This window comes from Sporosarcina sp. NPDC096371, assembly GCF_044762865.1.
Taxonomy (GTDB): domain Bacteria; phylum Bacillota; class Bacilli; order Bacillales_A; family Planococcaceae; genus Sporosarcina.
Genome location: NZ_JBIWFE010000009.1, coordinates 74,567 through 87,643, shown reverse-complemented (window position 1 = coordinate 87,643; position 13,077 = coordinate 74,567). Strand labels below are relative to the sequence as shown.

The following is a 13,077-nucleotide window of genomic DNA, read 5'->3' as shown; positions in this document are numbered from 1 at the left end:
CTACTTGTCGCGTCTAGCAGGCGCCCTGCGCTTCTCTTCATTACATTCTGCTTTCGATTTCTCTCCACGCTTCATCCATACCAATTCCCTTTTCAGATGAAAACATAATAAGGGAGTCGAAGCTTCTCATCTGAAGCGTATCTCGCACAATTTTCAGGTGCTTATCCCATTTACCCTTTGGAATCTTGTCGGCTTTTGTCGCAACGATAATGGCAGGGATATTATAATTCACCAGAAAATCGTACATTGCACAGTCATCCTTACTTGGCGGATGACGTAAATCGACAATCTGAATAACCGCACGAAGATGTTCGCGTTCCACCATGTATTGTTGGATAAATTTCCCCCATGTTTCACGAGATGACTTCGACACTTTTGCGTAGCCATATCCTGGAACATCGACGAAAAATAGTTGCTCTTCGATTTTATAAAAATTCAGCGTTTGTGTCTTTCCAGGCTTGGAAGACGTACGTGCTAAACTTTTCCGACCAATCATTTTATTGATAAACGACGATTTCCCGACATTTGATCGGCCTGCAAGCGCAAACTCTGGGTATCCTTCTTTCGGATATTGTTCTGGCCTCACGGCACTCATAATCATTTCAACGTTATGGACTTTCATTTTGAAGACTCCTCCAATGCAATTTCGAGGACTTCTTCTGCGTCTGAAACGAGTTTAAAGGTCAACTCTTTCCGAACACTTTCTGGAATATCTTCGATGTCGCGCTCATTATCGCTTGGCAAGATAATAGTCGTCAAGCCTGCACGATGAGCACTTAATGTTTTCTCTTTCACGCCGCCAATTGGTAATACTCGACCGCGTAGTGTTATTTCACCCGTCATTCCCACTTCTCGTCGCACAGCACGATTCGTCAATGCAGATACAAGTGCAGTAGCAATCGTTACGCCTGCTGATGGGCCATCTTTAGGAATCGCACCTTCTGGCACGTGGATATGAATATCATACGATTCATGGAAGTCTGGGTCAATCCCAAATTCCTCCGTTTTCGAACGAACATACGATAATGCTGTCTGTGCGGATTCTTTCATGACGTCTCCGAGTTTCCCTGTCAAGATTAGTTTCCCCTTTCCAGGAGATAACGAAACTTCAATTTGCAGTGTATCGCCACCGACTTGCGTGTAGGCAAGTCCCGTCGCAACACCAATCTGATTAACCGTTTCCGCTTGACCGTAGCGCACTTTCTTTTTACCGATTAATGACTCCAGCGTTTTCGGACTCACTGTCATAGTTTTCTTCTCACCCGTGACAATCTGTTTCGCTGCTTTACGGCAAATCCTCGCGATTTCACGCTCTAAACCGCGCACACCAGCTTCTCGCGTGTAATATCGAACGATATCTAAAATAGCTGGATCACTAATACGCACTTGTGACTTCGTCAAACCATGTTCTTTCAATTGTTTCGGAACTAGATGATTTTTCGCAATCAAACACTTCTCAATTTCCGTATAACCGGCAATTGATATAATTTCCATACGATCCCGAAGTGGTCCTGGAATCGCACTTAAATCATTTGCAGTCGCAATAAATAACACGTTCGATAAATCATAAGGCTCTTCAATATAATGATCACTAAATGTGCTATTCTGTTCAGGGTCTAGCACTTCAAGCATCGCGGATGATGGATCTCCACGGAAGTCGTTTGACATCTTGTCAATTTCATCGAGAAGGAACACTGGATTCGTTTTCCCCGCTTTTTTCATTCCTTGAATAATTCGACCAGGCATTGCCCCTACATACGTCCGTCTATGTCCACGTATTTCGGACTCATCACGCACGCCACCAAGCGATATACGCACAAACTTCCTGCCCAACGATTCCGCGATTGACCGAGCTAGGGACGTTTTCCCAACCCCCGGAGGACCACCCAAACATAAAATCGGTCCACGCAATGAGTTGGTCAATTGGCGAACGGCTAAATATTCAAGAATCCGTTCTTTGACTGTTTCAAGCCCATCATGATCACGATTTAAAATCTTTTCAGAACGACTAATATCAAGCTGGTCTTTTGACGCATCTGACCACGGCAACGCAACCAACCAATCAATGTAATTTCTGATAATACCACTTTCAGCTGCTGCTGACGGTATTTTTTCATACCTGTCAAGTTCGCGGAGGGCCGCTTCCTTGACTCCTTCCGGCATGTTAGCCTCTTCAATTCGTTCGGTTAGCTCTGCAACTTCCAAACCTTTGCCGTCTTTATCGCCAAGTTCCGTCTGGATAGCTTTCATCTGCTCGCGCAAATAAAATTCTTTTTGCGTTCTTTCCATCGCTTCTTTGACGCGTTCATTAATTTTCCGCTCAAGTTGCAGTACTTCTTGCTCATTGTAAAGCCTTGTAATAAGCCATTCCATTCGTTCATTCACATTCGTTAGTTCAAGAATTTCCTGCTTTGCAGCGATTTTGAGCGGCAAATGTGAAGCAACCATATCGGCAAATCTTCCCGGTTCCATAATTGCAGCGACCGAATCATAGGTTTCTTTCGTTACCTTTTTCGAAACTTTGGAATACTTTTTGAAGTATGTAAGCAGTGTTCTCATAAGTGCTTCCGATTCCGCATCTCTTTCTTCATCATCCGGATAACTTATTACCTCAACAACCGGATAAAGATCGGCCTCTTCGTAATTCAACCACTCCGCACGCTCAATTCCTTCGATTAACACACGATACGTGCCATTCGGTAACTGCGTCAACGATTTTACTAACGCTAGCGTACCGATTTCGTGTAAATCCTCCGCTTCAGGGTTTTCCATACTCATATCCCGCTGTGTGGCTAGGAAAATGAGATTATCTTGTGCAATTGCATGTTCGATCGCAAATACAGAGCGTTCTCTTCCCACATCAATATGCAAAATCAAAGATGGGTAGACAAGTAGCCCGCGTAATGGCAGTACAGGTATGTTTTTTTTGTTGTTTACTGACATGCGGAAGTCACCTCCATGAATTATGTATAGCATCTTTATTCCACTACTGAATGACGTATAATAGTGGAGAATTTCTGTTGGAACTAGTGTATGTGGAAAAAAAAGCTGACGACCGATGAGCGCATATGCACGCGCGTCGTCGGAGCCAGCTCAACTTTCAGGCGTTACGCCGAATTTCTTTCGTTATCCATGTCGACGGAAGAACCATCTGCCGTTAAGAGAGTCGGTGTTGATTCTCCTATTACGGATCCTTTTGTAATGATACATTCTGTCACTTCATCGAGTGAAGGCAGTTCGTACATCACATCTAACATAATATTTTCGATAATGGAACGTAAACCACGAGCCCCAGTTTTTCGCTTAATCGCCTCTTTAGCAATTTCCATTAATGCATCATCTTCAAAACGAAGCGCAACATCATCCAATTCAAACATTTTTTGATATTGCTTAACAATTGCGTTTTTAGGAATCGTCAAGATTTGATAAAGCGTCTCTTCACTTAACTGTTCCAACGTCGCAACAACCGGTAATCGGCCAATAAACTCTGGAATCAAGCCGAAGCGTTGAAGATCCTCTGGGATCAATTGAGAAAGCAAAGTTTGGTCTTCACTTAGTACTTTCTTCTCTGAACCAAAACCAATCACTTTTTGCCCAATACGACGTTTGATAATATCTTCAATTCCGTCGAATGCTCCCCCTACGATAAAGAGGACATTCGTCGTATCGATTTGGATAAATTCTTGGTGCGGATGCTTACGTCCGCCTTGTGGAGGCACGCTTGCAACAGTTCCTTCAAGAATTTTAAGAAGTGCCTGTTGGACACCTTCACCCGATACATCACGTGTAATGGACGCATTTTCGGATTTACGAGCGACTTTATCGATTTCATCGATATAGATAATTCCTTTTTCCGCACGTTCCACATCATAGTCGGCTGCTTGAATCAGTTTCAACAAAATGTTTTCAACGTCTTCACCGACATATCCTGCTTCCGTCAAAGATGTAGCATCTGCAATCGCAAATGGCACGTCAAGGATTCTTGCAAGCGTTTGAGCAAGCAATGTTTTCCCGCTTCCAGTAGGTCCAATTAGAACGATATTCGATTTCGACAGCTCAACATCATCAATCTTACTGTTGGAATTGACACGCTTATAATGGTTATAGACAGCAACTGCCAAAGATTTTTTCGCACGATCCTGCCCAATTAAATAATCATTGAGTATACTTTGTATTTCTTTCGGTTTTGGAACGTCTTTCAATTCGAAACCTTCTTCGAGTCCGACTTCCTCTTCAACGATTTCCGCACAAAGTTCAACGCATTCATCACAAATATAGACGCCTTGCCCAGCGACTAACTTTCGAACCTGCTCTTGGGATTTCCCGCAAAAAGAACAGTTAAAGTTATCTTTTTCATCGTTAAATTTGAACATTATGCTCACCCCTATTCAAGTGACAATCTTACAAGATTCCTCAATTTTAATCAACTATTTAGAATCTGCCCCTATTAAGTAAGCGTATTCTTTCTTTTTTTTAAGAAAAACAAGGTACGGTCTTCCGTACCTTGTCCATATTCCATAATATTATTCAGTGATCTTTGCGTTTTCAACAAGAAGTTCCACTGTTTTGTTGAAACGAAGGTCGTTTTCAAGAACTTTCGTGCCACCAAGTGTTTTCTTGATTTGCTCAATTTCCATACCGAATTGTTCAGACATTTTCACTAGTTCAGCGTTAATGTCTTCTTCTGCAACTTCGATATTTTCAGCAAGACCGATTGCTTCAAGTACCAATGAAACGCGTACGCGGTTTAATGCATCGTCTTTCATTTGTCCACGAAGTGTTTCTTCAGTTTGACCTGAGAATTGGAAGTAAAGCTCCAAGTTCATACCTTGCATTTGAAGGCGTTGAGCGAATTCATCCATCATGCGATCTGTTTCAGATTGAATCATCACTTCAGGAATTTCGATTTCTGCGTTTCTTGCAGCCGCTTCAACAAGATCGTCGCGAAGTGCTGTTTCAGAAGCAGTTTTCTTCTCTTCTAACGTTTTTTCTTTCAACTTCGTACGCAAAGCATCAAGGCTCTCAACTTCTTCGTCGATTTCTTTCGCCAATTCGTCATCAAGTGCTGGAATTTCTTTTGTTTTAATTTCATGAACTTTTACTTTGAATACTGCTGGTTGACCCGCAAGTTCTGCCGCATGGTATTCTTCAGGGAAAGTCAATTCAACGTCTTTTTCTTCGCCTGTTTTCATACCAACCATTTGCTCTTCGAAGCCTGGGATGAATGAGTTAGAACCAATTTCAAGCTCATACTGCTCAGCTTTGCCGCCTTCGAATGCTTCGCCATTAGCAAAACCTTCGAAATCAAGCTTCACTGTGTCGCCGTTTTCAATAGCGCCATCTTCTTTGATAACCAATTCAGCGAATGCTTTTTGGCTATCTTTCAATTGCTCTTCGATTTCTTCGTCTGTTACAGCTGTTTCTTGACGAGTCACTTCAAGACCTTTATAGTCTCCTAGTTTCACTTCAGGCTTCAATGTAACGACTGCTTTGAAAATAAGCGTTTTGCCTTTTTCCATTTGCTCGATATCAATTTCAGGACGGTCGATTGGTTCAACGTCCGCTTCTTCAATCGCTTTTGAATAAGCTTCTGGTAGGATGAAATCAAGAGCGTCATTGTAAAGTGATTCTACACCGTACATTTTTTCGAACATCGCACGTGGCATTTTACCTTTACGGAATCCCGGTGCTTGTACTTGTTTCACAACTTTTTTAAACGCTTTGTCAATACCAGCTGTTACTTCTTCAGCAGGAACCTCTACTGTTAGCGTTCCTGTATTACCTTCGTGTTTTTCCCATTTAACTGACATAATTAAATACCTCCAAATCATTTTGGCCAATATGTTTTCGAACTTGTATACTCATTGACAACCATTACAGTATATCATAGTCTTTGCATCTTTCAACAGATTTAATTTCACTTAGCAGTCGCCTGCCAACCTAAAAAAAGTAGGCAGTAGAATGCAGAAATTACAGGCCATTTCTGGATGCAAATACGCCGGTGAACCCTTTACTAAAAATCCCAATCGCTATCAACTTGTCGGATCAGTCGGTTAAGTTCTGTCTCGGGTACTGGTTGGCCCGAAAACAAGCCTTCTATGTAGTTGACGTAGGCAGTTGCGACTTCAACAGCTGAGTGCTGCTGCCAACCAAACGGAAATACAGTGATGGCAAACTTTTCGATTAAGCCGTGCGCCATCTCCAATCTTGATGGATCCTTCAGCAACAACCGGTCAATCTCCACAAGCACATCTCCCGTTAAATCATCTCGTCCAGGTAGCGTCATGCCACCTGGTATAACTTCTTGCTTCCAACCAAACTTCCGTACAGTCACTTCTTCCATATATCCCGCTTGATGAAGGAGCGTTAACGTAAACGTAATCACAAGCGGTGCTACATCGTCCCGCTCCGCAATTTCCACGAGAAGAGGAGTTATTGTTGTCAAATCCATTCCTTCTAGAGAAGCCAATGCATACTGTTGTTGCGCTGTATCCATTTGATTGAATTCTTCCATTGTAAAGGGATTCGCCGGAACAACCTGTTCTTCTTGTACATAGCGATTGGACAAACGTCCATTTAATTCTCGTAAATAATTAAATTTTTTCAGCATATCCTGCGGTACGATTCCCTCATCGATGAGGGCTTCAATCGTCATTTCGACTTCCTCATATTCCTGCAATTGAATGCTAATTGTTAAGTACAATTCCATCGCATCGATATAATCAGTAGCCCCGCTATGCAAAAGCCTTGCCGCAATTTCTTTTGCGCGCTCAAACTCTTTCGTTTCATAAAGGGCGACAGCGTATGGACCTAGAAATTCCGGATAATCAGGCTCATAAAGAATGGCTTGGTCAAACACCTCGACAGCTCGTTCGAAATTCGATTGTTCAACAGCAACGAATCCTTGTTCAATCAGTTTTTCATATGTACCTGGGAAGACAATCAGGTTTTCCATTTTCCGAATCCTGCCGTATTTCCTACGCACAACGCTCACCTTCTTTCATCATTTCCACTATAGCATAGCGATTTCCATTTTGAAATTGATTGTCGGTTGGATTGGATAAAAAAAACGCCACTCGTTGGTCCGAGGGCGTTGATTTTTCACGACTGGGCTATTCCTTGCTCTTTCATCACTTCATCTACTTTAGCCATCAATTCAGCTTCATCCACGCCATCCGCAATGATGGTAATGTCTGAACCAACTGAAATCCCAAGTGCCATAACACCCATAATAGACTTCATGTTAATGGACTTTTCTCCATAAACCAATTTCACATCTGCTGTAAATGGCGAGACCGCCGCAACCAACAGGGAAGACGGACGTGCATGTAGTCCCTCATCCGTTGTCACTTTGTAGTTTTTCTGAATCACTCTAACATCTCTCCTTTTCATGAAAAATCAATTTCACATGCATCCCCTACTTAATTTAAGGAAGGGATGAATACTAAATCAATTTAAAATCTAATACGGTTAGCATATGTAGCAATCATTCTTTCGTTATATGCCGTACTGCCATCTAAATTACTACTTTTAAAAATAGGAGGTTCTTGTCCATTTTCAATCATCAACTCAATGACATGGCTAAACGTAGCATGTAGCAACATATTTCCGATAATACTGGAGGCCGGGGCATAGGCTAGCTCTCCAGACTGTAATAATCCATCTCCCAGTGGGACATGCGTATCCAGTACAGCATCTACAGCATCCTCAAGTCGTTTACCAGATGGATGCTTGGAAGGCTGCGAAGAGGCATTGTAATGCAAGGACTGGATTGAAACCGTATAAGCACCGTGTTTTCTTGCAATATCCGCCACATCGATTGGCACTGGATTGCGCCCGGAAGTTGAAATAACAATCACCGTATCATCCGGACGAAAATCAAGTTGGTTCTCAAAAGTCTGCATAAATGTAGGATCTTTTTCATTGGCAGAAGCTTTCGTAGCCCCCACATGAAGCATCAGTGGTTCAATGTAGATGGGTTGCACAGGCGCTAAACCACCCGCACGAAAATAGGACTCTTCTGCGATTAAATGCGAATGGCCACAGCCAAACAACTGAATAATTCCACCGCGTGAAAGACGTTGCGCAATTTCAACCGCTACTTTTTCTATGGAGACCTGTTCTTCGTGAGAAACTTCCTTCATCAACGATTCAATGGCCGTAAAATATGGATTCAACCTACTACCTCCTAATTTCACTGATGAATTTATAGCGATCCGCCCGATACATGCTTCGCACAATTTCAAATGGCATCCCATTCGTCAAATAGCTCATACGCTCAATCAATAGCACAGCAGAAGGTACACTGATTTGAAGTAACTCCGCATCCTCTTTTTTGACAAGCGTAGCCTCCATACTCTGCGTGGCATGACTAATGGCCAGTTGATGGTTTTCAATAAAGGAGTACACCGAACCTTCCACCGCATCCAAATTCAACTCTGGAACAATTTTCACTGGAAGATAGGAACGTTCAATTGCCATTGGCTTGTCATCCGCATGTCGAATGCGCTTTACTACAAAAACTTCTTCCCCTTCAGCCAACTGTAATGCTTGGGCAATATCAAGCTCGGCTACCACCTTTTTAAAACGAACTAATTTCGTGCTAGGTTCCATACCGCGCGACAGCATGTCTTCCGTAAAGCTCGTCAATCCGCTTAGGGGCTGTTCCACTTTCGGTGAAGCTACAAATGTCCCGCGCCCTTTTTCACGATACAGCAGTCCCTCTGTCACAAGATTTGTGATGGATTGACGCACAGTCATGCGACTCACATCAAACAACTCCGTTAACTCACGTTCCGATGGAATGGCCATACCCACTTCAAATTCACCTTGCACAATGCGCCGTTTCAGATGCTCTTCGATTTGGACATACATCGGAACTGGGGACTGTTTATCTAGCAATCCATTCACTGCCCTTCTGTTTGAACCAGTGCGTACGCATCCTGATCAACAATCAGCGTAACATCCTTGTGATTCCATAAGAACGATGCAGGGAAATCTTTACTTATTTCCTTACTCAACAGTTTTTTCACAGCGTCTGCTTTCCCTTTTCCAGTCGCCAGTAAAATGATTTTCTTGCTCTTCAAGATTGATTTAATGCCTGTTGTAATCGCATGTGTGGGAACCTCATCAATTGAAGGGAAGAAACGTGCGTTGTCTTCTCGCGTTGAAGCAACAAGTTCAACGACATGCGTCAAGGTCTCTGGATCTGTTCCTGGTTCATTGAAAGCAATATGGCCATTCGAACCAATCCCTAATATTTGTATATCAATCGGCCCTAGGCGATCAATAATTTCTTCATAACGGATACATTCCTCTTCTGCCGATGGAGCTACACCGTTTGGAACATACGTATTGTCGATTGAAATATCAATGTGGTCAAATAAATTTTCAGCCATAAATCTGTGATAACTTTCCGAATGATCATTCGCCAAACCGATATATTCATCAAGGTTAATCGTACAAACCTCTTTATAAGATACGCCGCGTGCTGTCACGCCTTCTATTAAATTTTTATATAAACCAATAGGCGTTGAACCCGTTGCCAGTCCAAGTACCGATTGACCGTTCTCAAGAATTTGTGCCTCCACCATTTGTGCTGCTTGTTCACTCGCCGCTTCATAATTATCAAATACCAATACTTTCATCATTTTTCCTCCTCGTATAAGTGATGTTCCTCCTACAATTCCTCATCTGGACAGCGTAGTCCTCACCGATAGTTGTAAGATCTGCATCTTCGCTCGACTCGATTCTCCCATTAGGTCAAGGTCGAGTTGGTTTGCAGCAATTATGGACATCATGGCAACCAGTACAGCCGCTTCATTAATTTTACCACTTTCTACAAAAAGTTCGCCATAAAAAACTGCATTTTTTTCATCAGTAATTTATTTTTTTGAGAATATAACCGTTTTCCCCACAAGTTTCCTACATGATGAAAAACTCAAAAAAGAACCAAGGAGATTTCAGCTTATTATTTGTCACCTACATGTTAGTCTCACTATAAACTTCTACGGTATAGTTGTCTATACCAATATAGGTGGACCCATTGGATTTCATCACCATATAAACGAAGCGAAAACCCCTTCCTCTAGAGGGGCTCTCGCCTTGTTATTCTTTCCTAAGAATAATAGAGGTTCCTATCTATTAGGATTTTCACCAGTTCTTAATCAAATAATCGGCAGACCCCTTAAGCGTCTTTTGCGCCTGTACAGAAATCAAGTTGTTTTTTAGTTGTTGATCAAGCAACGTTTTAAAGCCGTTCATATGTTTAACGACTTTATCGCCCGCCCCTTGCTTTTCAAAACGTTCTACAGCAGTCAAATGTACTTGTAAAGCGCGAACGGTACCTTCGTTAACAATCTCACCTTGTTCCGCGGAATACTCCACAAGCTTCTTGATTTCCGCTATGCTTATCCCTTGATCCGAAGAATCCCCTACTTGGATACCTGAGACATCATTAGGTGCTCCAAAATCGGCGATTTCAGCGTTATTTCCATAGCCCGCTAATAGTCCATTGACGGTATTACCAGCCATAATCGGACCATAGTCACCGAACTGTACATTGGTAGAAATCTGAGTGTTGTCAGCCAGTGTAAGGCCACCGCTGAACGCGTTTCCTGCTAACGTGACATCACTAGTTGTCCCAGAGACTACAGACCAACCATTGACAGTTGTTCCGAACACTTGGACTGCACGCGCATTATCAGCTACCAAGCTTCCTTCAATTGTACTATTTGAAACGGCTACTGAAGCACCGTTGCTCACTTTGATATCACCAATGATTTTAGCGCCTTCCAGACAAGTCACACCTTCAGTAATCACTAGATCGCCTGTATGTGTATCTGAGATCGTATCCGTGCACACCAAGGATTTCCCAGGTAGCACTGTCGCTTGGAACTGCTCCGCATTACCGATGTTTCCAGTAGCATCAATCGCGCGGTGTTCTACAGTGTGCGTACCAAAACCAGGGATGAACGCCCCGCCCGGATCACCATCCGTGTAAGACTGTTCGAAAGTTGCCTTCGACAAACCGCCTGTGCCAAGGTTACCGTAAGTCAGTGCTTTCACATCAGTACCTGAGTGTGAAAAATTGAACGGCGTACCTTGTGGCGCATCTGGGAAACCAAAGTAATTGAACCAGCCGTCCCCATTTAACCGTAGTTCTCCCACGACGAACCCAGGCTGGTCATCTTTTGGATCAAGCGCCATGTCAAACTCGTCAAAGTACACATTATGTTCAACTGCACCTGGCAATGTAGTAAGTGGCTCGGACAATGTACGTGCAGCCGTTGGAAGAGCATTATCCACTGTCCAACTGACCACATCCGCTTCACCACTCGAATTAGCTGGATCAGTCACTTTCGCACTAAGCTGAGAAGCACCCTCCGGTAAATCTAATTCTCCTAAATTGAGGTAGCGGCTGTTATGCGTATCCGCAACTACTTTGCCGTTAAGCTCCCATGTCACATCCAACACCCGATTCGTCGGATTGGTTGTTTGGACAAAAGCCACCTCATTGAATGCTAAACTGCGTCCTGTGTAAGAGTGATTCGTGAATTCCACATTCACTTCAGTCTCCGGCAGAGGCTGTCCGACAGTCCACTCACGAGTCTGGGTCATTCGAGGTCCTTCTAAGTAATTCGTATCACGTACGAAATCTGTCTGATCCCGTACTGTCACCTTCACAGTATCGCCAACCTTGACATCTAAGTCTGCAAGTTGGAGGTTCCGACTATTATGTGTATCCGCTATTTCCTTGCCATTCACTTCCCAAGTGACGTCCAATACATGGAATCTTGGGAACGTCGTTTCAACCCATACGACATCCTTAGGACCTACTTCGCCCTCAGGTGTTGACGTTACTGGCATCTGACTAGCATTGCGCAATCCTGTGATTCGCTGCGTCATATGCTCCTTTCCAACTTGGTCAAAATAGAAGCCGGTATGTCGCATCATGGAGTGCGAGCTAGGGCGCCAAACGTTTGAACTTTTGTATGCTCCACTCTCGTGGCCATCAGCATCAGCAGCCCGGATAATACCGCCTGACTCACTCTCTTCACCTAACCAGCGCCACCACTTGGTCGCATTCGCAACCATCTCTTCCGAAGTCAAGCGGGTGTGATGGAATGAGCCTGGCTCACTGTTCGCATTGGGACCACCTGGAACCCCACGATCATAATACGCATACTCGTCCGCAAGGTTTCCTAGGGAATGTCCTAACTCATGCAACGAAACCAACGGACCTTGTGGGCTACCACCAGTCGTCGTCGCATCGACACCACCTATACCGCCATAAGTTGTTGTATTACCAATCGCAAGCGTCTGAATGTTTTGCGCTTTCGGCGAAATTCCCAAAAGCGGTGCCACATAATTCGTAATAATATTTGTACGGGCTTGCGCTCCACCAGCCCCGAACGTGACGCCACGCGCTAATGGATCTGAAGGACAAGCATTCGCATATTGCAAATTAAATACAGTGTCGCGTCGAACATTTCCATCATTAGGGTCACAACTGATACCAGAGTCTTTTGACGGCGTTTCAACCATATAGACGTTAAAATAATTGCGATAGCTTCGGAATGGTTCAACGCTCCACTGAACGTTTTGATTCCGATCCACATCCTCGCGGAATTTCTCCATTTCCTCTTCCCTGTATCCATCCCCAAGGATAATCAAGTTCAAGCGTTCCTCTGGCGGACCAGTAACTTGAAGCGGAACAATATTTACGTCCCCAACCTTGACACTTTCCCCCGCAGTCATAGATGCCTGTAACAACTGCGCATTTCGTAAATCATCCCCAGAAACGACTCGATAGGTACTCCCCGTTACCTCTTTCGACAGGACCGAAGCCTGCGAATCGGCGGCAGATACCCCTTGTGGTGCTGCGTAAACTGTTGATGAAAGAACCATTAGAGATGCTGCTGCGGTAATTAAAGAACTTTTAATCACTTTCAAATCATTACCCCCCTCAAATTGTTTTGTTTCACTTACTTAAAAAAACGCTTACAATTCCTCCCCTTTATATGTAACCAGTAAATAATAGAGAGGTACCTAGTAGAAAATTTTGCTAATTGTATA

Annotated in this window: 10 protein-coding genes; all 10 read right to left on the bottom strand. The window is 43.5% G+C overall.

The window, feature by feature from the left end; translation table 11 throughout:
• Window positions 1-40 precede the first annotated feature (40 nt).
• The 10 genes from yihA to ACIQ0H_RS18850 all read right to left on the bottom strand — a co-directional run bounded on the left by yihA (window position 41) and on the right by ACIQ0H_RS18850 (window position 12,948).
• A complete protein-coding gene (yihA, locus tag ACIQ0H_RS18895; RefSeq protein WP_403418224.1) occupies window positions 41-622 on the bottom strand; it encodes a ribosome biogenesis GTP-binding protein YihA/YsxC in 582 nt (193 codons plus the stop codon).
• The gene (gene lon, locus ACIQ0H_RS18890; RefSeq protein ID WP_403418222.1) at window positions 619-2,943 is read right to left on the bottom strand and encodes an endopeptidase La; all 2,325 of its coding nucleotides are present in this window, start codon (window positions 2,941-2,943) and stop codon (window positions 619-621) included. Before lon ends, yihA begins: the two co-directional genes overlap by 4 nt.
• A 164-nt stretch (window positions 2,944-3,107) precedes the next feature.
• Window positions 3,108-4,373: an ATP-dependent protease ATP-binding subunit ClpX gene (gene clpX / locus ACIQ0H_RS18885; protein WP_403418219.1), complete on the bottom strand. Its 1,266-nt coding sequence runs from the start codon at window positions 4,371-4,373 to the stop codon at window positions 3,108-3,110.
• A gap of 150 nt (window positions 4,374-4,523) precedes the next feature.
• Complete coding sequence (gene tig / locus ACIQ0H_RS18880) at window positions 4,524-5,810, bottom strand: trigger factor (protein ID WP_403418216.1); 1,287 nt, start codon at window positions 5,808-5,810, stop codon at window positions 4,524-4,526.
• Between the two features lie 203 nt (window positions 5,811-6,013).
• Window positions 6,014-6,985, bottom strand: coding sequence for a tetratricopeptide repeat protein (locus tag ACIQ0H_RS18875; protein WP_403418214.1), 972 nt, complete (start codon window positions 6,983-6,985; stop codon window positions 6,014-6,016).
• A gap of 116 nt (window positions 6,986-7,101) precedes the next feature.
• The gene (locus tag ACIQ0H_RS18870; protein ID WP_403418211.1) at window positions 7,102-7,371 is read right to left on the bottom strand and encodes an HPr family phosphocarrier protein; all 270 of its coding nucleotides are present in this window, start codon (window positions 7,369-7,371) and stop codon (window positions 7,102-7,104) included.
• 83 nt (window positions 7,372-7,454) lie between these two features.
• On the bottom strand, window positions 7,455-8,177 hold the full coding sequence (locus ACIQ0H_RS18865; RefSeq protein WP_403418209.1) for a sugar isomerase domain-containing protein: 723 nt from the start codon (window positions 8,175-8,177) through the stop codon (window positions 7,455-7,457).
• Window positions 8,178-8,181: 4 nt separating this feature from the next.
• Window positions 8,182-8,901, bottom strand: a complete 720-nt coding sequence (locus tag ACIQ0H_RS18860) for a GntR family transcriptional regulator (RefSeq protein WP_403418469.1) — start codon at window positions 8,899-8,901, stop codon at window positions 8,182-8,184.
• Window positions 8,902-8,906: 5 nt separating this feature from the next.
• Window positions 8,907-9,647: a glucosamine-6-phosphate deaminase gene (gene nagB / locus ACIQ0H_RS18855; RefSeq protein ID WP_403418206.1), complete on the bottom strand. Its 741-nt coding sequence runs from the start codon at window positions 9,645-9,647 to the stop codon at window positions 8,907-8,909.
• Between the two features lie 505 nt (window positions 9,648-10,152).
• Complete coding sequence (locus ACIQ0H_RS18850) at window positions 10,153-12,948, bottom strand: M64 family metallopeptidase (protein ID WP_403418466.1); 2,796 nt, start codon at window positions 12,946-12,948, stop codon at window positions 10,153-10,155.
• Between the last annotated feature and the right edge of the window lie 129 nt (window positions 12,949-13,077).